This is a genomic window from Paenibacillus selenitireducens (genome assembly GCF_002021565.1).
In the GTDB taxonomy this organism is placed as follows: Bacteria; Bacillota; Bacilli; order Paenibacillales; family Paenibacillaceae; genus Paenibacillus_K; species Paenibacillus_K selenitireducens.
Window position 1 is genome coordinate 79,676 of sequence record NZ_MSZX01000011.1, and the last position, 24,955, is coordinate 104,630.

Consider the following 24,955-nt stretch of genomic DNA (forward strand, 5'->3'; position numbering starts at 1 on the left):
CTTGCAGCTTTCTAACCGATTTACAATTTGCGAACAGAGTCGCGGTAAATAATTTTTCCTTGTACCAATATTCTTCCAGATTTCCGATGAGGGTTGCGTATTTTCTCCATCATTAACTTAACAGCGGTTTGAGCCATCATGATCACATCCACTTCAACGGTCGTTAAATGCGGTTCTGACAATGTTGAATAGATATCGTTATCAAAGCCGACCACCGAGCAATCATTTGGAATGTCGCATCCTAACTTTTTCAATTTGAAGATGAGCTCAAGAGCCACTTGGTCACAGTTGCATACAAATGCGGTCGGAAGTGATTCCGGCAATTCAATATCAATAAATTTCCCCCGTTCGTCCCGATCGTTTAAGATCAGATGATCCTGCAATGGAATCCGATGCTCCAGCAATGATTTGAAGTATCCTAGAAACCGGTCCTGAATACTGCTCGTGGAGTATAGATTACCTACGTACGCAATTTGACGATGGCCTTGCTGGATGAGGTAATTGGTTATTTCATAAGCGCCGTAGAAGTTGTCCGTCACGATCGAATCGATATCGGCATGTTCATCGTAGAAATCAAGAAGGATTTTGGGCAGCTCCATTTTTTGTATCGTTTCAATATATCCTTTGCTGACCTGACCGAGAATGATAAACCCGTCCACTTTTTTCTCGTAATAGATGCGAGGGAGCGTCATCTGCTCTTCGTCTTCACTATTTAAAATGTGCAAAGTGCTATAGTAACCGCATTCTTCCAGATTTTTGGAAATCTGCTGGTATATTCTTAAATAAAAGGATTGAGTTAACCCGGTAAACCGTTCAGGAATGACAACGCCGATATTGTATGACAGACCGTCCTTCATCGACTTGGCAGCGGCGTTATAACGGTAACCCATTTCCAAGGCAAGACTCTTAATCTTCTCCTTGAGTTCCCCGCTAACGCCTTCTTTATCGTTAATCGCTTTCGAAACGGTTACAGCACTGATGCCCAATCGATCTGCGATGTCCTTCATCGTTATATTATTTTTCAACAAATTCCCTCCCATCTATTTCGATTCCTGCCCTTTGGATTAGTATACATTTTTCTTACTCCCTTATAAATAATGTGATAATTATTAGTTTATCGGTAACCTTTATTAATAATATTAATTAGTTATTGTCCAGCTGTCAAATCAGTATATTTCTGAAATGAAATAATTATTATTTGGATATTCATCTGTTTTTCAATGATCAAATCATTACATATAGCAAGAGAATATCAAATTGAAACAGGATACAAATCGAGTATAAAAAAGATTGACGGGTAAGCGCATTCACTATATTATGTGTTTATAACTTTATCGTTAACTTAAATTATCTATTAACCGATGAGGGGAGTAAGCAAATGGAAAGGGGTATACGATCCAATGAACATGCAGGAATGGCATAAGCTAATTTTCACGAGTGGTCGGGACTATTACATGGTAGGCAATGCACAGGTAACTGGGGTTGTCCAGATTGATAACAGCGGTCCTGGATCGCCAGTTACATTTTTTGTTCAAGACCCACATTATTTTAAGGAAGCGCAAGCGAAAGACTACTCTTATTTGTTCAGCCAGGAGGAAGGGCTTGAACCTTCCGTATTGACGGTAGCTGTGGATGGGCGCGAATTCCGTGCCGTAACGAGCAACATTCGCCCGAGGTGGCGCCGGGACGGGTCTTCTATCGTCGATGTGACTTGGTGGGCGGGGCCGGTTCGGGTGACGGAGACATACTTTGCTTCGATTAGCGAACCGATTGTATACCGCCAGATTCGTTTACATAACAAAGGAGATTTCAGCTGTCGAGTTAAATGCTCGACCCGATTTACACCGAATCCTCATCATTTCAACCGCAGCGAAACGTTGCTGGATCAACGGGGGTACGTTGCAGTTGGGGAGAAATTTCAAATCGGTTTGATCGGGGTAGAAGGTTCTGGGGAAAAACCAGTCCTCGAGAGTGGTGAGCAATCGGTGATCGGGTACGAGTGGAATGAACTGTACCCAGGAACAAGTGCGACAGCTGCCTTCGGATATATATTCCTTGACAGAACCGACATCGATTACGAGGTGTACGAGAAGCTCTCCCAACAAGATGTGAAGTCGGAAGAACGTGCGGTCGAGAAGAAACGGGCCGAGGGCATTGTGATTACTAGTGAACATTCGGATGCTAATCATGTCTATCAATCGGCTGTACGCGGCATCAATATATGCTCCTCCGATCGCGGACGGGTGAATGTCGGCATTTGGCAGTACAGTATGGAATGGACGCGCGACGCGAGCTTTGCTGCAATTGGCGCTATCCATAGCGGACTTTACTCGGAAGCACGTGCCATTTTCGAACGGCTTGTCAACCATCTCGTTGACGATCAAGGGCGTACCATTCTGTACAATCAGTTCGCTCCTGAACATTTGGAGCAGTTCGATCAATCAGGGCAATTACTGTTCGGTCTCGGCTTGTATTATAACTGGACGAAGGATGCGGATTTCATTCGGAAGAGCTGGCCAAAGATCGAAGCGCTGGCGAATCGCCTCTGCACTTCGGTCTGCAAGGATCCGGAAACTGGACTTTTCCATAATGTCCGAGATTTCTGGGAGCGCATGGAGATGCACGGCATCGAGGAAGGATACGAGCTTGCATACCAGATGTGGCCGGTCATCGGCCTGCGTTCGACGGAATCGCTCGTTCAAGCAGTCGGTACGGATGAAGCCCGCGCGCGCGTCAGCCGTTGGTTGGAAGAGTCGGAACGAATCTGGAACAATGTTTTGCACCATCCGGTTTATTCCTTCATCGTGGACGGCAAGCTAACGAAACGCAAAGGGCTGGACGGCTCCGTTCAGGATGTGGTGAAGCCAACAGTCAAGCTGCCAGACGACATTCCGCTCGGCAATGATCGGATTAGCCGCTTGAATCCGGATACGGTTACGACGCTGTCTGTTGTATACGGCTTGATTGATCCGGCCGGAACCGTGCCCAAGCAAACGGTTGACAGCATGGAATCGCTCTGGAACATGCGTTGGGAAACCGGCGGTTATGACCGGTATCATACCAGCAGCGAGCCGGATACGCCAGGACCATGGGGATTTGCCAGTATGTTTGTGGCTCGGGCCAATCTGGCGACTCGCGAGTATGAACGCGCGTTGAGGACGATTTCCTGGTTCGCGCACAATCAAGGCGGCAACGGCGGCGTCTGGCACGAATATGTGCCGATTATTCGCACGAACGCTCCACGGAGCGGGCCGGTTGTCTGGATCTGGTCGGAGATGACAATGTTCTTTGTCCGTGACGTACTTGGGATCAAGCCTGGGCCGTTCGAGGTGGAGATTCGTCCGAATGTGCCGCCGCAGATGGGTAAAGTTACGGCGCAAGTGCCAATTCGCGGCAGTCGACTTACGCTTGAGCTGAACGGTAACGAACCTGATGCGGATCGGATCAGAATTGACGAAGGTGAATGGATTCGCCTGGCAGATGTTCAATACACCTTGCAATTATAAATTTGGGGAGGGAATGAAGTATGAAACAAGTGAAAATTGCTATGATTGGCGCCGGAAGCTTTGTATTCAGCATGAGCCTATTATATGACATGATCGTGGAAAGCCAGCTGCCTGGAAGCAAGCTGGTGCTTATGGATGTTAACCTTGCATCGGCAGAGCGCATGGCTAAGATTGCCCGCATTATGGCGGCGGAATCCGGCGTGAGTATGTCGATCGAGGCGACGTCCGACCTGACCGCTGCGCTGAAAGATGCTGATTATGTCACCACTTCAGTAGCAGCAGGTTTAATCAAACGGTATGACACAGACCGCGAAATTATTTTGAAATACGGTATCAAGGAGCCAGTGAGCGAATGTGGAGGCGTAGGGGGGTTGTCCTATACACTTCGTTCCGTTCAACTCGTTATGGATATCGTCCGCGAAATGGAGCGGGTATGTCCCAATGCTTGGCTGCTTAATGTCAGCAACCCGCTGCCTCGTGTCATGACTGCGGTTGCGCGCCATTCGAGTATTCGGGGTCTTGGGTTTTGCAGCGTGGCTCAAGGCGGCGTAGATGGCTACCTCAATGTTTCTTCGTGGCTGCATCGTCATGCCGAGGAGCTGGATGTCGTCAGCGCTGGATTGAATCATTTTAGCTGGCTGCTGTCTGTACGCGATCGGTCCACCGGAGAAGATTTGCTGGCCGAGGCGAATGAAGCTGTACGTCGGGGGGCATGGGAGTGGCAGCCACGTACACCGGGATGGCTGGAGCAGTACGGTTCGGTGCCGCTTGCGGGTGATAGCCATACAGGTGAATATTTGCCTTTTCCTGATGAGATTAAAGTTTCGGAGCATGGAGGTTATCACGGGTCTGACGAGGAGCGTGTAGAACGGCTGCGGCGTTTGGAGGAAGCGGCCAATGGCCGATACCCATGGCAGGAGATGCTGGAGAACCGTTCTTGGGAACGGCCGGGATTGGTCATCCACGCACTGGCAACGAATACGTCGCTTAAGCAGAACATGCTGAACATTCCAAACCGTGGATATATTCGTAACTTGCCTGACGAAATTATCGTGGAAGTGCCGGCAAACATAACGAACGGCAAGGTTGAAGGCTGTGTTGTTGGCGATTTGCCTGAACCGGTCCGGCAGCTGTGCGAGCAAGTTTCCCGCGTGCACGAATGCAGTGTTCGCGCTGCGGTAACGGGCGATATGGACTTGGTTGACGAGGCGATTGATATCGATCCAGCCATTACACAGAAGGCGGCGGCCAAAGAGGCGATCCGCGAATTGATTCGTGTGAATGCGGATGTACTGCCGTTGTTTAAACACTAACAAAAACAACAACATCATGGAAATAGAGGTGTCGTAATTGGTTGAGTTGAAACTCGAAGGCAAGTGGAAAATGAAAGCCCTTTCGGAAACGGATTGGTACGAAGCTTCTGTGCCCGGTTCCGTTATGAATGACCTTTTGAACGCGAAAGTGATTGAAGACCCGTTTTACCGGGATAACGAAGATAAATATTTACCGCTTGCACAGAACGATTACGAATATGTGCACACATTCACGGTCGATCCCGAATTGCTCGGCAGCGATAGGCTGGAGCTTCGTTGCGAAGGGTTGGACACGCTGGCTGAAGTGGAAGTCAACGGTCAATTGCTCGGCAGAACAGATAACATGCACCGCACTTATTTATTTGATGTTAAGCGTCTGCTGAAAGCCGGACAAAATGACATGCGAATTGTGTTTCGCTCCCCGGTTCAATATGTCACAGCCAAACATGACGAACAAAAGCTGTGGGGGATTGACTGTACGGTGGACGGCTATCCTCACCTGCGTAAAGCTCATTACATGTTCGGTTGGGATTGGGGGCCCAAAATTCCAGATGCAGGCATCTGGCGTTCGATCTCTTTACAAGGCTACAGCCATGGACGGCTTGAAGATGTGTATGTGACCCAGCAGCATGACAACGGTCGGGTGACGCTGCGCGTCCGCAATCGGATTGAACAGTGGAATGCTGCGGCAGAATACGCAATTGAAGCGGTGCTTACTTCTCCGAATGGCGAAGAGGCAGCGAAGTCGATCAGGCCGGTGTCTGCCACGGAAGAATGGATTGAGCTGGAAGTTGCATATCCACAGCTGTGGTGGCCTAACGGCTATGGGGATCAACCTCTGTATCGTCTGGAGATTCGCCTGCTCGCAGGAGGAGAGGCGATCGATCAAGAGTCGATGAACATCGGGCTTAGAACCATTCGCATCCGCCGGGAACCGGACGAATGGGGAGAATCGTTCGAATTCGAGATCAACGGCATGTCCATTTTCTCCATGGGCGCCAACTATATACCGGAGGACAACCTCATTTCGAGGAGTACCCGCGACCGAACCGAACAGCTGCTGCGTGATTGTGTCGAAGCGAATTTCAATATGATTCGGGTGTGGGGCGGCGGATTTTATCCAAATGACGATTTCTTCGACCTGTGTGATCGATATGGCCTTATCGTCTGGCAAGATTTCATGTTCGCCTGCGGGGTATATCGAATGACGCCGGAGTTTACAGAGAGCATCGCCAAGGAAGCTGAAGACAATATTCGCCGCATTCGGCATCATGCGTGTCTTGGATTATGGTGCGGCAACAACGAAATGGAAGAGGGCTGGGCTCATTGGGGGTTTCCGAAGACGGCTCAGCTTCGCACAGATTATATTAAGCAATTCGAGTTTCTGCTTCCCGATCTGGTCAGCAAACACGACCCGGAAAGGTATTACTGGCCTTCGTCTCCATCCTCGGGCGGAAGCTTCGACGATCCGAATGATCAGAATCGCGGTGACGTTCATTACTGGGAAGTTTGGCACAGCCAAAAGCCGTTCACAGAATACCGCAATTACCATTTCCGCTTTGCGTCGGAGTACGGTTTCCAATCGTTTCCTTCACTGAAGACGGTAGAAAGCTACACGTTGCCCGAAGATCGCAACATCTTTTCCTACATCATGGAGAAGCATCAGAAGAACGGTGCGGCGAACGGTAAAATATTGTATTACCTGTCCGAGTATCTAAAGTACCCAAAAGATTTTGATTCGCTGCTGTATGCATCGCAAATTTTGCAGGCGGAAGCAATTAAATACGGAGTTGAACATTGGCGCCGCCATCGGGGACGCTGCATGGGATCCTTGTACTGGCAATTGAACGATTGCTGGCCGGTTGCTTCGTGGTCAAGCATTGACAGCTTTGGACGCTGGAAAGCGCTGCATTATTTCGCTAAAAAATTCTACACACCGGTACTGTTGTCCGCCTGCGAAGGTGAAAGCGATGTTTCGCTGCATGTGACCAACGACCGAACGGGCGTGTTCCAGGGACGTGTGGAATGGCAGCTTCGCGATCATCAGGAACATGTGTTGGCAAGCGGAGGACAAGAGGTTGAGGTAGCCCCGTTAACGGCATCGATGATTGAACAACTGGACTTCCAAGCCGAATTGGCGGGGGAAGCGCGCAGACGCGTATATCTCGAATACTCGCTGATTGAGCATGGGGAAAAGACGGAAACGGGTACGATTCTGTTTACAAAACCGAAGCATTTTGAGTTCCTCGATCCACATATTACTGCGGACGTTGAAGAAAGGGAGGAAGCGTTTATCCTTCATCTTCATGCGGTTGCATTCGCTAAATATGTTGAGCTCGATTTGATCGGCGCAGATGCGAAGTTCAGTGACAACTATTTTGATGTGTCCGCAGGCAGCATCAAGCAAGTGGTTGTACGCAAAGAGGATATGTCGAAAGCGCTTGATTTGCAGCAATTTAAACAGGCGCTGCAGATCCGAAGCGTTGTAGATTTAGAATCAAAAAATACGATTTCCTAGGAGAGATGAAACGTATGAAGATTAAACCATGGATTGCAACTATCGTGTCTGTATTTATGTTAACGGCAGTAATTGGCTGCTCCTCTTCCCAATCCGGAGGAACGGACTCCGCTTCACAAGCGCCAAATAAGGAAACGTCTAAGGAAAAGGTCGAGCTGAACTTCTGGTACGGGTGGGCCGGAAAAGAAGGCGAAGCGATGGAAGGCCTGATTTCGGAGTTTAATCAAAGCCAGGATCGTATCACAGTCAAAGGGCTGACGCAAGGGGACAACCAAAAACAAATGGCGGCCATTACAGGCGGTAATCCGCCGGATCTTGCGACGAACGACGCTGCCAATGTCGGGGCATGGGGCTCTAAAGGGGCAATGATGGCGCTGGAAGATCTCATCTCTCAGAACAAAACCGACTTGTCCGATTTTATTCCGGCCGCCCTCGACGCTGTGAAATATAACGGTAAAATATATGCTTTGCCAGTTGCCGTTCACGTCAAGATGTTGTTCTACAACAAAGACTTGCTGAAGGAGGCGGGTTATGACGCGCCGCCTAAAACGATGGCCGAGTTGAAGGTCATGTCGGAAAAGCTGACCCAAATGAATGGAAAGAGTCTGGAAAGAGTTGCTATACCTCCAATGCTTGATCCTTTCGCGACTTCGTTCGCATTCGGCGGTTTGTTCTGGGACGATCAGAACAAACAAGTAACGTCGGACAACGAGGGCATCAAAAAAGCTTTTCAGTACGTAAAAGGCATGTGGTCTAAATATGACTCGAAAGAGCTGGATCGGTTTTCTTCTGCGCTTGGCAACTATGCGTCAGCACAGAACCCGTTCTTCACCGGCAAATATGCGATGACAATCGATGGCGAATGGCTGCCTACATTTATCAAGCAATATGCGCCAAACTTGAACTATGGCCTGACACCTGTGCCGTACGACGAGAGCGATCCGGGCTTGAAGGATGCAGGTCAGCTGCTGACAACGATTCTGTACATTCCAAGAGGGGCAAAGCATCCTCAAGAAGCGTACGAATTTATGCAGTGGCTGCTCTCGAAGGAGAGCAGTGTGAAATTGATGTCTAAAATCGGTAATTTGCCTCCACGCAAAAGCGCGGCGGACGACCCGGCATTAGCGAGCGTTCCGGGCTTTAAGGATTTCCTTGCCTATCTGGGTGGGCCGAATATTAAATCTTTCCCAACGCTGCCGTTCGGCAATGAATATATGGCAGAAGTTTGGAAACAGTACGATAGTTTCCTCCGGGACAAAGTGACGCTTGATGAAGCTTTGCAAAATATTAAGAATCAAATACAGCCCCTTGTCGCCAAAACGATGAAATAACCTGCATTGAAGGGGGGCCGCTGGACAGCGGAACCCCGCATCTGTTAATTGAAAGCGAGGAGCCATAGAATGAATACTTCACGCAAAAGCTTTTTGACCGGGTTTTTATTCGCGTCCCCGTGGATAATCGGCTTTTTGGTTTTGGGATTGTTCCCATTTGTCATGTCTTTTTATTACAGTATGACGGATTACGATTTATTCCAACCCCCGAAGTGGGTAGGACTCGACAATTACATTGCGATTTTCCAAGATGAAAATTTTTATAAATCTTTAAAGAATACGCTGTTTATGGCTTTTATCGCGGTACCGATCAATCTCATAGCTTGCTTGCTTGTTGCTTTGATGCTCAATATGAAAGTCAAAGGAATTGCGATTTTTCGGACCGTCTTTTATCTTCCGTCTGTCATTCCCGCCGTGGCGGGAGCTATGCTGTGGAGCTGGATATTAAACCCGCAGTACGGATTGCTGAACATCATATTGCGCGCTTTAGGTCTCCCGGATCCCTCGTGGCTTACCGATCCCGCATTTACGAAGCCTTCATTGATTCTTATGGGATTTTGGGGAGCTGGAGCGGGCGCGTTGATCTTCCTGGCCGCGCTGCAAGGCGTTCCAAGAATGTTTCATGAAGCAGCGGAAATCGATGGCGCTAACGCATGGGATCGTTTTCGCCATATCACATTGCCTGCCTTATCTCCAGTTACGTTGTTTCAACTGATTATGGGCCTGATCGGAGCGTTTCAAATTTTTACCGAATCGTTTATTCTGATGGGTGGATCGAACGGTGGTCCAGACCAGTCGATGTTGTTCTACGCAGTGAACGTGTATCAAGAAGCATTCTCGTTCTTGCATATGGGATACGCTTCCGCGCTGGCGTGGGTATTGTTTGTTATCGTGGTGCTGATTACGATTGTTATCTTCAAAACATCCATGCGTTGGGTCTATTACGGGGGGGAGTAAAATGCGAACAAAACACAGCTTTGGGTACCAATTACGTCATTCTATCATCCCTTATGCTTTGCTGGGCGCAGGCGGGTTAGTGTTTCTGTTTCCATTTTTTTGGCTGGTACTCACTTCGCTAAAAACGCCAGAGGATATCTTCCGACTTCCGATTGTATTTTTCCCGGAGAAGTTCCAATGGAGTAACTACACGACGGCTTTGAAAGCCATTCCGTTTTTTCATTATGTAGGCAATACACTGTTATTGTGCGCAATTAACATTGTCGGACAGTTGTTCTCAGCACCGCTTGTCGCTTATTCATTGGCCAAGATCCAATGGAGGGGGCGCAATCTTGTATTCGCCATTATTGTAGGCACGATGATTCTTCCGCCGCAGGTCATGATGATTCCGACTTATATCCTATTCAGCAAGTTGGGGTGGATCAATACGTATTTGCCGCTTACGATCGGATCGTTCTTCGGAGCACCGTTCTTTATTTTCTTGCTTCGCCAGTTTTATATGGGGATCCCGAAGGAATTATCGGAAGCGTCCAAAATTGACGGCGCCTCGGAATTCCGTATTTATTGGCAGATGATGCTGCCTCAGTTGGTGCCGATCTTGGCGACTATCGTGTTGTTTACGTTTGTAGGCACGTGGACAGATTTCCTCGGCCCGTTATTGTATTTGAACGATAGTAATAAATGGACACTTATGCTGGGATTGCAAGGGTTCTTACAGGAACACGGCGCCCAGTGGGAGCTGCTGATGGCGGCCGCTGCATTGTCGACGATTCCGATGCTGATCCTGTTCTTCTTCGGGCAAAAATATTTCATGCGTGCCGGTTCTACAATGACGGGATTCAAATGAACCCGGTGTGATCAGGGAGGAGTTTTACAACATGGAACATGTGCAGATTATCGGGGAGCGTTTATCCAATATGCCTTGGCAGGACAAACCGGAACCAAATGCTGGCCCGGTGTGGAGGCACGCACAAAATCCGATTATTGATCGAAATCCGGTCAAAGGAATTGCTAGAATTTTCAATAGTGCGGTTGCACCTTATGAGGGACGATTTGTCGGGGTGTTCCGCGCAGAAACGATTAACGGGCGCCCACACCTGCACCTTGGATGGAGTGACGATGCATTAACATGGTCGATTGAGGAGCAGCGTATTGATTTTACTGATGAGGAAGGAAATCCGTGTCATCCGCGTTATGCTTATGACCCTCGGCTTGTGAAGGTCGAGGATACATTTTATATGATTTGGTGCACGGATTTCTATGGGGCTGCGATCGGTGTTGCAAAAACGGAAGATTTTAAAACTTTTATTCGTCTGGAAAATCCGTTTCTTCCGTTTAACCGTAATGGTGTGTTGTTTCCTAGAAAAATAAACGGCAATTTCGTGATGTTATCACGCCCGAGCGATAGCGGCCATACACCGTTCGGTGATGTGTTCTTAAGCGAAAGTCCTGACTTTGTGCATTGGGGCAAACATCGGCATGTGATGAGCAAAGGCGGGCAGGGATGGTGGCAAACCGTCAAAATTGGCGGCGGTCCCGCACCCATTGAAACGACGGAAGGCTGGCTGATGTTCTATCATGGGGTAACGGGCACCTGCAACGGTTTTGTATATTCAATGGGAGCGGTTATTTTAGATCATGACGAGCCTTCACGCGTGAAATATCGTTCCGCGAATTTCATACTGACGCCGGAAACCTGGTATGAAGAGCGGGGCTTTGTGAACAATGTTATATTCCCGTGTGCAACGCTGCACGATGCTGATACAGGCCGAATCGCGATCTACTATGGCGCTGCAGATACCTATGTAGGTGTAGCTTACACAACAGTAAAGGAAATTGTGAATTATGTGATAGAGACACATGAGGACGTGTCGGACGATCAGGAGATTGGGAAAATCTAAATTGGGCTTGCGGATACAAGCATATACCTCGATGAGCAGAAGCGGTGAAATATACCGCTTCTTTTTGTACGTCGATCTGTGGTATCATTATATGTTACGACATATTGCGGGAATTTGTGGAGACTCGTACCTATGAAATAGATGTGTTTCACATAAAGGAGATTATAATGACATTTCATGATTTGAATATAATACCATCGGTTTTAAAAGCTTTAGACAAAGAGAACTATACGACACCAACACCTATACAAGAGCAGTCGATTCCAGCTATATTAGCCGGCAGAGATTTACTTGGCTGCGCGCAGACAGGAACGGGGAAGACAGCTGCCTTTTCTCTACCTATGATTCAGTTGTTATTGGAGCAGCAACAGGGTAAATTAACTGCGGTACGCCGTATTCGCTCCCTGATTCTATCCCCAACAAGAGAGCTTGCGCTGCAGATTGCAGAGAACATCCAAGCCTATAGTCAATTTACGGATTTACGTTGTACCGCGATCGTGGGCGGCGTTTCGCAGAAGGTACAGGAGCGGGCGCTTCAACGCGGGGCAGATATTGTGATCGCAACGCCGGGCAGACTTATCGATTTAATCAATCAAAAATGTATCGATCTACAATACGTCAATATCCTGGTATTGGATGAAGCGGATCGGATGCTAGATATGGGCTTCATTCATGACGTGAAGAGAATTATTGCAAAAATGCCTCGCAAGAGACAGACGCTCTTCTTCTCAGCAACGATGCCCCCAGAGATCTCTAAATTGGTTAAAACACTGCTCGTGAACCCCGTGAAGGTGGAAATTACGCCGGTATCTTCTACGGTAGACCGGATCCAACAATCGGTATATAGGGTTGATAAGGGTAACAAGCAGCATCTATTAAATCATCTATTACAAGATAAATCTATCGTTACGGCACTCGTATTTACGCGGACGAAGCATGGTGCAGACCGTGTGGTTCGTGAACTGACCAAAGTGAAAATTACGGCGCAAGCCATTCATGGCAACAAGTCTCAGAATGCGCGCCAGCTCGCCTTGCGTAATTTCAAGAGCGGGGTTACGAGAGTCTTAGTAGCCACGGATATTGCGGCAAGAGGCATTGATATCGAGGAGCTCTCGCATGTCATTAACTTCAACCTTCCGAATATTCCAGAAACCTATGTTCATCGCATAGGACGTACGGGGAGAGCTGGACAGAGCGGGATCGCTATCTCGTTTTGCGATGGTGAAGAGCTTCCTTATCTCAAGGATATCGAGAAATTGATCGGGAAGAAGGTTCCTGAAGTCAAAGACCAGGCCTATAAGATGATGGAACCGACTGCAACGGTAAAAGTAGAAGTACCTTCGAGACCAGCAGCTTTCAAACCTGCGAAACCCAAGGCGAACCCAAAGCGTAAGCCCAAATCCGAGTGGTTTACCAAAAAGAAGGAAAACAAGCAGATCAGAGGTTAGAATCTGAAGGATAGAATAGGCATCAGGGGTTATACTTCAAGCGGCAGATAAGCTGCAAGGAGCATAACTCCTTTTTCTATCTGCGTAACTTGACATACAGTTGTCTACTTTGAACGTGTATACTACGAAAGTAGATCATTCTGTAAAATAAGGCTTAAAGAAAAGGAGGATGCTGACGATGGCAGAACCTTTAAAGGATATATATAGCGAGGCGTTCCTGCGCGAATTCGGGGACAAGGTGCATGTTGTGTATGATGCATTCGATCGGGAGGGATTCCTCGCCGCCGTTATGGATGAATCATGGGAGGGGCTTGCATTAAAAGCTCGGATGCGCAGAATCAGTGACATGCTCGGGAGATATTTACCGGCGCGTTATGAAGACGCATTGGATATCCTATTTGTTTTATCTGAATCGTGCACGGGCTTTCCGTATTTGTTCTTCCCTGATTTCGTAGAGGTGTATGGACAAGCTGACGAACATTGGGACCTCTCCATGCAAGCATTGGAGGCGTTCACGCGAGGATCATCATCGGAATTTGCGATCCGGCCGTTCCTGCTGCGTGACCCAGAGCGTGCGATGCGGCAGATGACGATTTGGTCAAAACATCCGAATGAGCATGTAAGGCGGCTTGCCAGCGAGGGTTGTCGACCGAGATTGCCATGGGGTGTTGCGCTAGCGATGTTCAAGCGTGACCCAGCTCCGGTGCTCCCCGTTTTGGAACAATTAAAGGAAGATCCATCCCTATATGTGCGCAAGAGCGTGGCTAATAACCTGAATGATATCGCGAAGGATCACCCGTCCATCGTGCTGGAGACGGCTCGACGCTGGAAGGGGGTGCATCCGGATACAGACTGGATCATACGGCATGGGTGCAGAACCTTGGTGCGCAAGGCGGACCCTGAAATTATGGGCATTTTCGGTTATGCCGAAGATGCGACCTCGTTAGTCACTTCCGCGATAATGGCGGCTGAGCCGTCTGCACTGACGATCGGCGAGACCTGCGAGCTGCAATATGCGCTCAGCGTTCGTGAAGGAGAGCCGGTCCGAATTCGGATCGAATACGGCATTTATTTCGTGAAGGCGAAAGGGCAAACGTCTCGCAAATTGTTCCTTTTGTCAGATAAGACCGTATCCGGGGGCACGCGCCTGACTGGGAAACGAACGCATCGCTGGGCAGACCTGACCACGCGCCGTCATTACCCAGGCGATCATCGCATTGTCCTCGTGGTGAATGGATGCGAAGTGGCGGATACCTTATTAAAGTTAGAAGCCCCAGAGGTAGACTGAATAGTAACAAAGCTGCTTAAAAACTCCCTCGAATAAAATAAGAAATCTCGCAGATTTTGAAGTGCATAACCTACGTTTAGATCTGCGAGATTCCTCTCTATGAATCAGAATGACCAAATTCCTCTTCGTATATTTAGCTCATCTAACACCTAACTCGTGATGGAAAACTCCGGAAAATTATAGTATCCAACGATCCTCTCGCAAATCATCTTTTTTTATCCCTCGATTGTGGAAATGTCTCCCTTCCCATATATCTCAGCCCATTACATGATGGGATTAGCACAAGTTTTTACATAAATTTAACATTTAGAATGAGGAGGTGCGGGGGGATCGATTCATAAGGAAGAGAAGAAATGTTGAACGAACCACGATGTATAACTTCCAACACCGTCTTACGAAAACTTCACCGAGCATGATGCAACATGATTCCGAAGCAACTCTATTTTCTCATCGAAATCTAGTTCTCATAGGAGTGATCTTATTGCGAAAAGCTGTTCGAAAGAAATCGTCTCATATCATGACTTTATTGTTAAGTTTTGCATTAGTGTTTGGTACGTTATTCTCGCCTACGACATATGCAGCCGATAACACAGGCGCCGAAATTTCGAGTGAAACGAATACAGCTGAGAATACGATAACACCGCAACCAACAGATCCTAGTAGTTCCGTAATTTCTTCGACATATGGAGACCCCTTAGCTCCGCAAAACTTAAGAGTTCTACAAGACTCCATAACCAATACTAGCGCAACCATCCAGTGGGATAAAGATCCTGTTAAGAACGATATTGAAGTATGGCTCGCCGAGGATGACAAGTATTTCACTTGGGGCAATAGCGGCAGTCGGACCCTTGACAATTTAAAACCTGAAACCACGTATAAGCTGTATATTACATGGCTAGTTAGACCAGTTAACCTTGAGCACAAGAGTAATGTCATTGAATTCACCACACTTGGGGGAGAAGTCGTGGATCCTTTTATCAATCCTCCTCAAAACTTGCGAATCGAGAATGTAACGCATAATGTTGCTACGCTGGTGTGGGATTTCATTCCGAATAAACCAAATGATATGCAAGTGTATAACGCAGATACGGGAGCTTGGCTAGCATGGGGGAATTCAACTACGCGCAAGATTACCGGTCTTCAGCCCGAGACCAAGTATCGAATTTTTATTGTCTGGGAGAAAGATAAGCAGAATACAGGAAAAGATATTCCAGAAGATCGACGAAGTAACGTCCTGGAATTTACAACCACGAAAAATATGGAAATCTACGAAGAGGCACCATTAAGCCCGCCTAGTTATTTGAAAATAAAGGATGTTACTGAGGATTCCGTGACGTTAAGCTGGGGAGGGTCGGCTGGAGCAAACGGCTATGACCTTTATGCAAACAATCAATGGATAACAGGGATTTGGGATGGAACCAACCAGGTTACTTATCCGATCCCAGCAGGAACCGTAACTGGTGCGGTGTATTCCTTCATGGTGGGAGCGCAGTATGCTGCACCAGGAGAAGCTGCGAAGGTATCAGCAAAAAGCAACAAAGTAACGATGAAATGGGGAGAATTAGCAGCACCAACAGACCTGCAGGCCGTTACGGCAACGAGAACAAGCGTTGCATTGGGGTGGGGACCTACACCTGGGGCCACGAGCTATGAAATATACCAGGACGGTCAACGCATAGGGTCCAGCGATTCCAATCGATATTTGGTCGACGGACTGACAGAGGGGCGATCCTATTCTTTCAAAGTTGTAGCTCAAAACAGCTTGTGGACATCACCTGAAAGTGTAGAAGCGAAGATCGTACCCGGAAGCAATTATAATATTGTTACGTACTATACTTCCTGGTCCTTAAGCGAGGAGGGCCGAAACTATAAGCCAACGGATATTGATGTCAACCAAGTAACCCATATTAATTATGCATTTACTGATTTATGTTGGCAAAAGATAGGCACTAACGGTAAGGATTGCAAGAACGTCGACCTGCCATTACAAAACAAGTATGTTTTTGATGGAGAAATGATTATTGGCGACCCTGATTTTGATCTGAAGAACTTACAATCCTTTGCAGAGATTAAGCAAAGCCATCCAAAACTGAAAGTATTAGTTTCAGTAGGCGGTTGGTCGTGGTCTAGGAATTTCTCCAATATGGCTGCTGACGAAGTAACCCGCCATGCCTTTGCGAACTCGGTTGTTAAGTTCCTCCGACAATATCAGTTGGATGGTATCGACATTGACTGGGAATATCCGGTTGAAGGCGGGGAAGAGTCGAACTCAAGAGGACCGCAAGATAAAGAGAACTTTACGCTGTTAATGCAAACTGTTCGTGAAGCGCTAGACGCAGCAGGATCTGAAGACGGCAAATATTATCTCCAGACAATAGCAGCTGCGCAGGGCGATAACTTTGTTGTGAATGCTGACTTAGCCAATTCTTCGAAATATTTAGATTTTATTAATATGATGACGTATGATTACAGCGGAAGCTGGGAGAAACTCGCCCATCATAACGCACCGTTATATTTTGATAAGAATCATCCAAAAGCAGCGACAACAGCCCCACGTAACAATGTTGAAGGTGCAGCGCAAAGCTTCGTCAAAGGTGGCGTACCGAACTATAAAGTTGTCGTTGGTGTTCCTTTCTACGGCAAAGGTTGGGCAGGATGTCCTGCGACCGGGAACGGACAATACCAAGAATGCAGCGGAGGCACGGCCTTTGGAACATGGGAGAGTGGCATTTTTGACTTCCAAGATCTTGAGAATAATTATATTAACAAAAACGGCTATATTCGTTACTGGAATGAAGCTTCCAAAGTAGCTTACGTGTATAACCCGGATACGAAGGTATTTATTACTTACAATGATAAAGAAACAATGGCTTATACCGCTGCTATGCTGAAATCTTTGGATCTCGCAGGCGTGATGAGCTGGGAAGTTCACGGGGATAAGAACAAAACATTATCCACCCAACTTCTAAAAGACTTGCCGATCGATGGCACAGTCAATGCATCTGCAATCAAAGCTCCGCAAAATCTCGCAACCACGTCAACCGGCGTGAACACCATTCAATTGAAATGGGACGCATCGGCTGGGGCAACGGGGTATGAAGTGTATGTGAATAAGCAATGGGTAGCTAATACGACAGACACGCAATACAAATTAACTTCACTCAACGCGAACACGAACTATGCGATTCATGTGATTGCCGTGGTGAAATCCAGCGAGGGAGTGCAAGAAGTATCCGTAAACAGTCCTGTGCTGAACGTGAAAACGCAAGCTGACACGGTTACACCGACGAACCCGCCGACAACAACGTCGCCGTCACCTTCACCAGGAACACCAACACCGACACAACCTTCTACACCGAAGGATCAGCTAGAGACGCAAATCAAGAAAGACGGAGACAAATTAACGGTTACTTTACCGAAGGATGCAGCGCTCAAGGCGATTAACCAATCTGCTTCTTCATCGTTCAAAATTAATATAACTGACGTAGCCAAACAGGTTGAAATCAGCCTGCCGAAAGAAGTCATTGAGGCCATCGCCAAAAAAGGAGAAAAGGCATCGCTAACCTTGATCGTGAACGGCGTTGAGCATATTATCCCTATTCATTCGATTCATGGGTCGACAGATGTGAAAATCTCAATCCAATCCCCGGCCCAAGACACCTTGGATAAAATATCGAAATTAGTGCAGGGCGCTAAGGTACGGGTCTCCGCCTTTGAAGTGAAAATCGAGATGCTACATGCGGATAAGACTACTAAACTCATTACGGACTTCGGTGCAAAGGGATTAAGCCGCAAATTTACGTTCAAAGCAAAGGACATCGATATCCAACGTGCAACCGGCGTAGTTTACCTCCCTGACACGAATGAGATACGCTCCGTCCCTACTGTCATTACCGTGAATGGGGATGGAACGGTAACCGTCGAGTTGAAGCGGCAAGGCAACGGAATTTATGCCATCATCGAAACGAATGTGAATAATTTCAAGGACGTTACGGCGGGCTGGGCACAGAAAGATGTAGCTCAAGCGGTTGCCAAGTTGATTGCGTTCGGAGAGAAGGAAGACCAATTCGGCGCAAATACTTATATAACGCGTGCTGAGGTGGCATCGGTTATCGTAAGAGCTCTTGGTATCCTACCGGATGGCTCATCCGCTGGATTCACAGATGTGGATGCGGGATCGAAGTATGAGAGAGAGATTGCGGCTGCGAAGAAGGCGGGGTTGATTCAAGGAATGACCCTATCGACGTTCGATCCAGACGCTCCGGTGACGCGTGAGCAACTTGCGGTGATCTTAACCCATGCCTTGAAATCTGTCGGCATCGAGGGTGCTGCAAATACCGCATCGTTGGAACGGTATAACGATCAAGCGAACATTTCTGCGTATGCAAAATCAGCACTGGCGACGCTAGTGGAGCTTAAAATTTTGCTCGGCGTTTCCGATACGCAGCTAAGTCCACAATCCCATGTCACAAAAGCGCAAGCAGCGGTTACGATCATGAGAACGCTTCGGGCATCCGGATTATCGAATTAACTTGAAAAGGGCAGCCCCGGTTATCCGGGTGCTGCCCTTTGTAATACATGATGTTAATTCATCGTCATACCGCCGGTTACATTAATCCCTTGACCTGTCATGTAAGACGAGAAGGGACTTGCTAGGAACAAGACAACATTGGCGACATCCTCGGGCTGTGCAGTTCTACCTAGCGGTACCTGGGATTGATCCTCGGCTAAGATGTCCGCAGCGGTCATGCCGCGAAGGAGTCCGCCTTCGACGCGCTCGCGTTGCTTCATCTCTGTCTCCACAATACCCGGACAGACGGCGTTGACGAGGATGTTATCCTTGGCTAATTCCAAGGCCATGACTTTGGTAAAGCCCAGTACAGCATGCTTCGATGCCACGTAGTTGCCCATGCAGCGGTAGCCGTTTTTACCTGCTTGGGAGGCAATGTTAATGATACGCCCGCCATCCCCTTGGCGAAGCATCTGCTTCGCGCCTGCTTGCGAGACAAGATAGACGCCTTTGGCATTCACGTCCATGACTTTATCCCAATCCGATTCTTTGATATCTACGGCGAAATCCATCGTGGACGTACCGCTGTTATTTACAAGAAAGTCGATGCGCCCGAAGGTCTCGACGGCAGAAGCAATTAACAGCTCAGCATCCTCTTGGATCGTGACATCTGTTCGCGTATAGACGAGCTTCTCATGGATCTGTTCGATGCCTGGCTTGCAAGCGATATCCCCGACAACGACATTCGCGCCAGCTTGGAGGAAGAGATCGGCAATCCCCTTGCCAATGCCTGTTAAGCCCCCAGTAACCACGAGCGTTTTCCCCGTAAAATCTATCGTTAGCATGGCCTCTCGTTCCTTTCTCGTTACGCTCTGAAAGGATCGTCGCTAATGCCAGCGTCCAGCACGATTCTCGCATATTCTTGTGCGCTGAACAGGGAGTGATCCTTATAGTTCCCGCATTCCAATGCAGATACCGCGGGAACAATCTCGGTTTCTAGCACTTGATTAAGGACTTTGGTCAAAGCCACTGCGACATCGGCAGGTTCATGTTCATCCCAAATAATGAGATAGAAGCCGGTACGGCAGCCCATAGGTGAAATATCGATGATCCCTTGCAATTCATCGCGTAAATAAGTAGCTAGCAAATGCTCCAATGTATGCACGGCGGCGGTTGGTAAAGCATCCGCATTGGGTTGAAGGAAACGAAGGTCATATTTTTGCACAATGCTTCCTTTATCGTTCTTTTCGGTTCCGGCAAGACGTACATAAGGAGCTTTTACTTTCGTGTGATCCAATTGAAAACTTTCGACTTTTGCCATGTGAATCTCCCTCTCTGACGTTTTAATTCAAATTAACACACTCGGAATTTATTGTAAATCATTAATTCTGATTATTCCTATGAACTATCTAAGTAAAGTGTTGTAAATTAGCGAAATACTTGTTGACATGCAGGATTTCTCAGGGTAAGATGGTCAACAATAAATCCGATATATTCACTGGGGAAATCTAAGATTAGGAGTGAAAAATAGATGGCAATTGCGATTATTGGTGCGATGGACGAGGAAGTAGAATTGCTTCGTTCGGAGTTGCAGGAGATACAAGAGACGAAAGTAGGGAGAGGGGTATTCTACTCCGGCAAGCTGAACAATCAGGAGATTGTTCTCTTACAATCCGGTATTGGGAAAGCCAACGCAGCTTTGACGACAGCCTTGCTCATCGAGCGCTTCCAGCCGCAGTTGATTATTAACATTGGTTCTGCTGGGGCGTTGGATTCCTCGCTGCAGATCGGGGATGTGGTCGTGGCATCGGAGTTGGCCTATAGTGATGTGAATGCAACTGCCTTTGAATATGTCTATGGGCAAGTGCCGCAAATGCCTGCGCGATACCCCGTTGATGCACATGTGTATACTCTGGCGCAAACCCTTGTAAATGAGCGAAATGCTGAACACAACGTTGTTACAGGGCTGATTACGACGGAGGACTCGTTTATCGGCACGCAAGCACAAGCGGATCAGATTCGGAGCCGGTTTCCCGAGAGCAGAGCGACAGATATGGAGGGAGCGGCGATTGCCCAAACCGCCTATTTGTTGGACATCCCATTCTTTGCGGTCCGGGCGATCTCAGATAACGCTGGTCATGGAGCAGGGGAACTGTTCGACGCGAACTTGCATACGGCTGCAAAGCACTCCACCGAATTCGTGAAGCAATTGATTAGTTTGGACGTCATAGCTGAATAGTTACATTAGGACCTCTCGCAACGTGATGTGAGAGGTTTTTCATTTGTGATCAGATTGTGAAGAGTGATTCCCCGTATTGTACCTGTGAAAACTTTGTGATAGCATTCACTTAGTATGGTTAGTGAAAATATTCACTTACCTAAAAATTTATGTATTTTAGGGGGATTTTAATCACATGAAAAAGATGTTGTCCATTTTGTTAGTATCCATGGTAGCGATTTCGATGCTGGCAGGTTGCGGTGCTAAAGAATCTTCAACAGCTACAGACACGACCAACACGGAGCAAACGACAAATGGTTCCAATGAAACAACGACAGAAGCAGCTGCAGGCTCCATTGCCAAGATCGGTCTTGGACATGTTACAACCATCGGGAAATCCAAAGATTTAGAGGGCGACAAAGCTTCAGGTCAAGTGGATACCATTATGGTTGCCGCAGCTTTTGATAAAGACGGTAAAGTTGTCAAAGTTGAAATTGATAACGCGCAATCCAAAGTTGATTTTGATAAAGATATGCAAGTGGCATCTGATATCAAGGCAGAAATGAAAACGAAAGTGGAGCTTGGCGATGAGTATGGTATGAAGAAAGCATCCACGATTGGCAAAGAGTGGTATGAGCAGGCCAAAGCGCTTGGGGATTGGATGGTCGGCAAGAGCATCGATGAAATCAAAGGTATGAAAACCGTTGAAAAGGATGCTTCGCATCCAGCGGTTCCAGACGAAGCTGATTTGACGTCTTCCGTTACGGTTAGTGTGGAAGGTTACATCGCTGGGGTTGTAGAAGCCTATGACCATGCGATTGAGGTCCAAGCCGGAGCTGAGAGATTAGGCCTGGGTCATATCGTATCAGCTGCTAAATCCAAAGGATATTCCAATGCGGATGGTAAAGAAGTGCTTCCTGCTGCTGAAGTGAATACGATTATGGTTGCAACCGCTTTCGATAACGAGGGTAAAGTAGCAGGTACCATTATCGATAATGCACAGACCAAAATTGACTTCGATAAAGCTGGCAAAATCACGACTGACAAAAACGGCGAGTTCAAGACGAAAGTGGAGCTTGCTGACGAATATGGCATGAAGAAGGCATCTTCGATCGGCAAAGACTGGTATGAGCAAGCGAAAGCGCTTGGTGATTGGATGGTCGGCAAGAATGTCGATGAAATCAAAAGCATGAAAACCAAAGAAAAAGATGCGTCGCACCCAGCGGTTCCAGACGAAGCTGAATTGACGTCTTCGGTTACGATCAGTGTGGAGAGCTACATTGCAGGTCTTGTAAAATCTTTCGATAACGCGAAATAGTATCCGTCTTATTCCGAGTGATATGAATGAAACTCCCCCACCTCTCATGGGGGAGTTTTGTATAGCTGGAGGCTAAGATACATGATCATGTATACGTGATCGGAGGTGAAGAATGGTTACCATACGAAAAGGGAGCAAGCGGGTTGCAGCTCTTATGCTGGTCATTTTATTACTGACAAGCTGTATGGCGAAGCCCGTGCAAGAGCAGACGGTGCCAATCTATTCGAAATACAGCGATAGCTTCTTTGACACGTTCGACACGCTAACACAGGTCGTTGCTTATACGGAGAACGAGGAGCAATTTCAGCAGTATTTTCAACGAATTCATGATCGGTTCCAAGAGCTTCATAAGCTCTATGATATCTATAATAATTATGAGGGCTTGAACAATATCAAGACAATAAATGACCAAGCCGGTATTCAGCCGGTTAGGGTGGATCCCGATATCATTCACTTGATTCAGTTCTCGAAGGCGTGGTATGCGAAGGTTGGCGAGACGAATATTGCGATGGGGTCGGTCTTGCAAATCTGGCATGATTACCGCGAAGCGGGCATGGATGATCCGGAACATGCACAGCTGCCGCCGATGGAAGATTTGCAGAAGGCCGCGGAGCACATGAGTCTCGATCGAGTGATTGTGGATACGGCAAAGAGCACCGTGTATCTGGAAGATCCCAAGATGAGCTTGAATGTTGGGGCCGTGGCAAAAGGATATGCGACAGAGCTGGTGGCTAAGGAGATGGAAGCTGAAGGATTGCAGTCGGCCCTCATTAGCGCTGGAGGAAATATACGAGCAATTGGCCAACCCCTTGACGGTGTTCGCAAGCGATGGGGGGTAGGTCTTCAGAACCCCGATAAATTCATCGCGACGGATGACGGTAATTTATTGGATACGATTTTTGTGAAGGATGCTTCGGTTGTGAGCAGCGGCGATTATCAACGCTATTATATGGTGGATGGGCAGCCCGTTCATCATCTCATTGATCCTAATACGCTCATGCCAGGGCAATATTACCGGGCGGTTACGGTCGTCACGCAAGACTCCGGTCTAGCCGATTTTTTATCGACGGTTGTGTTCCTGATCCCTTTTGACGAGAGTCGAGCGCTTGTTGAGCGTCTGGATGGCGTGGAGGCGTTGTGGGTGATGCCGGATGGTTCGGTTGAAGCTAGTGAAGGAATGCAGCACATCATGAAAAGTTACGGGGCAACCGGGGCAAAAGCAAGTTAGCAGAATACCTATTACCTCCGAATTCGGTTCATGTCCTTATTTTAGATCGCATTTCATAAGAAAAAAAGACCCCGTATTCTCGTCGTTGGAGTCACACCTACGCGTGCACCGATGAATGGGATCTGGGGCCTTTTATATACAAATGCATATACTGTTGGGGTCAGTTGAGGGTGATCACTTCGTAATCGGCAGATAACTCCACGAATCGTTTCATAGTTGAGATTTCGCCGACCTCTAGCTTGTCTTCGATATGGTAATATTCGGCGCAGGTTTTGCATGCCAATACGGGAACACCTTGCTGCTCGAGTTCTTTTAGATGCAGGGAGGCAAGCGATGCAGCGGTTAGTGTGAATACCCCACGGTTCATGCAAAAAATCGCTGCAGGTAATGGGGTTTGCTGCTTGACCAAGGCAAAATAATTTTCCAGAATGGTCTGTCCTAATGCCGGATCTCCTTGACCCAAGCTGTCTGTCGTCAGTAAAATAACCTTCTTCGTCATGATTTATCTCTCCTTTTTCGGATTTTTCTATTATATCCTATTATTATAGTGGACAAGATGATATATAATGTATGTCTTGTGGATTCTTATTTGAAAGAACCGGGTATCCGTGTTAAGTTAAGGGAAGTCCAGAGATCTGAACATAGAAGGGAAATGAATGGCTTGAATTATGAAGAAGAAGTAAATGAATTAACCGAAAAATTCGAGGAAGTCAAAAAAGCGGCGAATCGTACATCGAATTGGAGAGAACGATTGCAAGCTGTTGAAGAACTCGGTCAATGGAATCAGGACGATAGCATTCGTATTTTGATGCGTCTCATGAATCATGACCCTGTATATACCGTGCAAGAAGCTGCTTACCATAAACTTAGAGCACTGGGCGAAGACGTCAAACTTCCAAGCAAGAACAAGCAGGAGTTAGTAAAAGGTATTTCAAAACTCTTGCTCAGAATCAAGAAAAGTCTGCCAAAAGATCATACGTATGAGGAATTCAAAGAGAAGCTGCGTAAGATGAGAATCGACGTGTATGACATGTATGAAGGTGAAAAGGGCGCAGACTTCGATAAGTGGCTCGAAAAGATGTGGGCATCATCATCACCGAATACAAAATAGAACCAACGGAGTGATGATATGAGCAAAGCAAAAGGTAAGAGCGGAATAGGCCGGGGGACAGGCAAAAAGGGATGGAATCGTTGGCAAGCGAGTGCGAACCGCGCGAAGAGCGCCCCGAAGCCTTATACGAGTAAAGGCACGAAAAAGACAGATAGCACTGCAACCACTTCCGGGACATCGGATGATGTATAAATAGTTAAATGAAATACGGAGATATATGTCGTAGACCCTTTCCAAGAAGTTGGAAGGGTTTTTTTATGTCTTCATTTACATACATAGATTATCTATGTATAATATATCTAGGTATA

At 47.3% G+C, this 24,955-nt stretch carries 19 protein-coding genes; 15 read left to right on the top strand and 4 right to left on the bottom strand.

Annotated elements, in window-relative coordinates; genetic code table 11:
• Positions 1–20 precede the first annotated feature (20 nt).
• Positions 21–1,025: a substrate-binding domain-containing protein gene (locus BVG16_RS24220; protein ID WP_233147161.1), complete on the bottom strand. Its 1,005-nt coding sequence runs from the start codon at positions 1,023–1,025 to the stop codon at positions 21–23.
• A 375-nt stretch (positions 1,026–1,400) separates the two neighbouring features.
• Here BVG16_RS24220 and BVG16_RS24225 point away from each other — a divergent pair, with 375 nt between their 5' ends.
• The 10 genes from BVG16_RS24225 (at position 1,401) to BVG16_RS24270 (ending at position 18,793) form a co-directional block, all read left to right on the top strand.
• Positions 1,401–3,506 carry a glycoside hydrolase family 15 protein gene (locus BVG16_RS24225; RefSeq protein ID WP_078501779.1) on the top strand — a complete coding sequence of 702 codons (2,106 nt, stop codon included), beginning with the start codon at positions 1,401–1,403 and terminating at the stop codon, positions 3,504–3,506.
• 20 nt (positions 3,507–3,526) lie between these two features.
• Positions 3,527–4,819 carry a family 4 glycosyl hydrolase gene (locus BVG16_RS24230; RefSeq protein ID WP_078501780.1) on the top strand — a complete coding sequence of 431 codons (1,293 nt, stop codon included), beginning with the start codon at positions 3,527–3,529 and terminating at the stop codon, positions 4,817–4,819.
• Positions 4,820–4,856: 37 nt separating this feature from the next.
• On the top strand, positions 4,857–7,337 hold the full coding sequence (locus BVG16_RS24235) for a beta-mannosidase (protein ID WP_144027479.1): 2,481 nt from the start codon (positions 4,857–4,859) through the stop codon (positions 7,335–7,337).
• 14 nt (positions 7,338–7,351) lie between these two features.
• The gene (locus BVG16_RS24240; protein WP_078501781.1) at positions 7,352–8,668 is read left to right on the top strand and encodes an ABC transporter substrate-binding protein; all 1,317 of its coding nucleotides are present in this window, start codon (positions 7,352–7,354) and stop codon (positions 8,666–8,668) included.
• Positions 8,669–8,737: 69 nt separating this feature from the next.
• Positions 8,738–9,625, top strand: coding sequence for a carbohydrate ABC transporter permease (locus BVG16_RS24245; protein ID WP_078501782.1), 888 nt, complete (start codon positions 8,738–8,740; stop codon positions 9,623–9,625).
• A 1-nt stretch (position 9,626) separates the two neighbouring features.
• A complete protein-coding gene (locus BVG16_RS24250) occupies positions 9,627–10,472 on the top strand; it encodes a carbohydrate ABC transporter permease (RefSeq protein WP_078501783.1) in 846 nt (281 codons plus the stop codon).
• A gap of 31 nt (positions 10,473–10,503) precedes the next feature.
• Positions 10,504–11,526 carry a glycoside hydrolase family 130 protein gene (locus BVG16_RS24255; RefSeq protein ID WP_078501784.1) on the top strand — a complete coding sequence of 341 codons (1,023 nt, stop codon included), beginning with the start codon at positions 10,504–10,506 and terminating at the stop codon, positions 11,524–11,526.
• Between the two features lie 167 nt (positions 11,527–11,693).
• Positions 11,694–12,974: a DEAD/DEAH box helicase gene (locus tag BVG16_RS24260; protein ID WP_078501785.1), complete on the top strand. Its 1,281-nt coding sequence runs from the start codon at positions 11,694–11,696 to the stop codon at positions 12,972–12,974.
• Positions 12,975–13,152: 178 nt separating this feature from the next.
• The gene (locus BVG16_RS24265; RefSeq protein WP_078501786.1) at positions 13,153–14,262 is read left to right on the top strand and encodes a hypothetical protein; all 1,110 of its coding nucleotides are present in this window, start codon (positions 13,153–13,155) and stop codon (positions 14,260–14,262) included.
• 481 nt (positions 14,263–14,743) lie between these two features.
• Complete coding sequence (locus tag BVG16_RS24270; RefSeq protein ID WP_158081776.1) at positions 14,744–18,793, top strand: glycosyl hydrolase family 18 protein; 4,050 nt, start codon at positions 14,744–14,746, stop codon at positions 18,791–18,793.
• Between the two features lie 53 nt (positions 18,794–18,846).
• Here the strand turns inward: BVG16_RS24270 and BVG16_RS24275 are convergent, their stop codons facing one another.
• Positions 18,847–19,617: an SDR family NAD(P)-dependent oxidoreductase gene (locus tag BVG16_RS24275; protein WP_078501788.1), complete on the bottom strand. Its 771-nt coding sequence runs from the start codon at positions 19,615–19,617 to the stop codon at positions 18,847–18,849.
• Between the two features lie 20 nt (positions 19,618–19,637).
• A complete protein-coding gene (locus tag BVG16_RS24280) occupies positions 19,638–20,093 on the bottom strand; it encodes an S-ribosylhomocysteine lyase (protein WP_078501789.1) in 456 nt (151 codons plus the stop codon).
• Positions 20,094–20,303: 210 nt separating this feature from the next.
• Here BVG16_RS24280 and BVG16_RS24285 point away from each other — a divergent pair, with 210 nt between their 5' ends.
• From BVG16_RS24285 to BVG16_RS24295, 3 genes are all read left to right on the top strand, one after another.
• On the top strand, positions 20,304–21,011 hold the full coding sequence (locus tag BVG16_RS24285) for a 5'-methylthioadenosine/adenosylhomocysteine nucleosidase (RefSeq protein WP_078501790.1): 708 nt from the start codon (positions 20,304–20,306) through the stop codon (positions 21,009–21,011).
• Between the two features lie 175 nt (positions 21,012–21,186).
• Positions 21,187–22,308 carry an LptM family lipoprotein gene (locus tag BVG16_RS24290; RefSeq protein WP_078501791.1) on the top strand — a complete coding sequence of 374 codons (1,122 nt, stop codon included), beginning with the start codon at positions 21,187–21,189 and terminating at the stop codon, positions 22,306–22,308.
• 112 nt (positions 22,309–22,420) lie between these two features.
• On the top strand, positions 22,421–23,536 hold the full coding sequence (locus BVG16_RS24295; RefSeq protein ID WP_078501792.1) for an FAD:protein FMN transferase: 1,116 nt from the start codon (positions 22,421–22,423) through the stop codon (positions 23,534–23,536).
• A gap of 160 nt (positions 23,537–23,696) precedes the next feature.
• On the opposite strand, the gene BVG16_RS24300 is transcribed toward BVG16_RS24295, so the two are convergent.
• Positions 23,697–24,035 carry a DsrE family protein gene (locus BVG16_RS24300; RefSeq protein ID WP_078501793.1) on the bottom strand — a complete coding sequence of 113 codons (339 nt, stop codon included), beginning with the start codon at positions 24,033–24,035 and terminating at the stop codon, positions 23,697–23,699.
• Between the two features lie 162 nt (positions 24,036–24,197).
• Between BVG16_RS24300 and BVG16_RS24305 the strand changes: the two genes are divergently transcribed.
• Positions 24,198–24,647, top strand: a complete 450-nt coding sequence (locus BVG16_RS24305; RefSeq protein ID WP_408635379.1) for a HEAT repeat domain-containing protein — start codon at positions 24,198–24,200, stop codon at positions 24,645–24,647.
• An 18-nt stretch (positions 24,648–24,665) separates the two neighbouring features.
• A complete protein-coding gene (locus BVG16_RS24310) occupies positions 24,666–24,839 on the top strand; it encodes a DUF3934 domain-containing protein (RefSeq protein WP_078501795.1) in 174 nt (57 codons plus the stop codon).
• Positions 24,840–24,955: the final 116 nt, after the last annotated feature.

Coding starts and splice junctions, on each gene's coding strand:
- BVG16_RS24240 (WP_078501781.1), top strand. CDS start 7,352: ATGAAGATTAAACCATGGATTGCAACTATCGTGTCTGTATTTATGTTA.
- BVG16_RS24255 (WP_078501784.1), top strand. CDS start 10,504: ATGGAACATGTGCAGATTATCGGGGAGCGTTTATCCAATATGCCTTGG.
- BVG16_RS24230 (WP_078501780.1), top strand. CDS start 3,527: ATGAAACAAGTGAAAATTGCTATGATTGGCGCCGGAAGCTTTGTATTC.
- BVG16_RS24280 (WP_078501789.1), bottom strand. CDS start 20,093: ATGGCAAAAGTCGAAAGTTTTCAATTGGATCACACGAAAGTAAAAGCT.
- BVG16_RS24295 (WP_078501792.1), top strand. CDS start 22,421: ATGGTTACCATACGAAAAGGGAGCAAGCGGGTTGCAGCTCTTATGCTG.
- BVG16_RS24245 (WP_078501782.1), top strand. CDS start 8,738: ATGAATACTTCACGCAAAAGCTTTTTGACCGGGTTTTTATTCGCGTCC.
- BVG16_RS24225 (WP_078501779.1), top strand. CDS start 1,401: ATGAACATGCAGGAATGGCATAAGCTAATTTTCACGAGTGGTCGGGAC.
- BVG16_RS24290 (WP_078501791.1), top strand. CDS start 21,187: ATGAAAAAGATGTTGTCCATTTTGTTAGTATCCATGGTAGCGATTTCG.
- BVG16_RS24300 (WP_078501793.1), bottom strand. CDS start 24,035: ATGACGAAGAAGGTTATTTTACTGACGACAGACAGCTTGGGTCAAGGA.
- BVG16_RS24310 (WP_078501795.1), top strand. CDS start 24,666: ATGAGCAAAGCAAAAGGTAAGAGCGGAATAGGCCGGGGGACAGGCAAA.
- BVG16_RS24285 (WP_078501790.1), top strand. CDS start 20,304: ATGGCAATTGCGATTATTGGTGCGATGGACGAGGAAGTAGAATTGCTT.
- BVG16_RS24275 (WP_078501788.1), bottom strand. CDS start 19,617: ATGCTAACGATAGATTTTACGGGGAAAACGCTCGTGGTTACTGGGGGC.
- BVG16_RS24250 (WP_078501783.1), top strand. CDS start 9,627: ATGCGAACAAAACACAGCTTTGGGTACCAATTACGTCATTCTATCATC.
- BVG16_RS24265 (WP_078501786.1), top strand. CDS start 13,153: ATGGCAGAACCTTTAAAGGATATATATAGCGAGGCGTTCCTGCGCGAA.
- BVG16_RS24260 (WP_078501785.1), top strand. CDS start 11,694: ATGACATTTCATGATTTGAATATAATACCATCGGTTTTAAAAGCTTTA.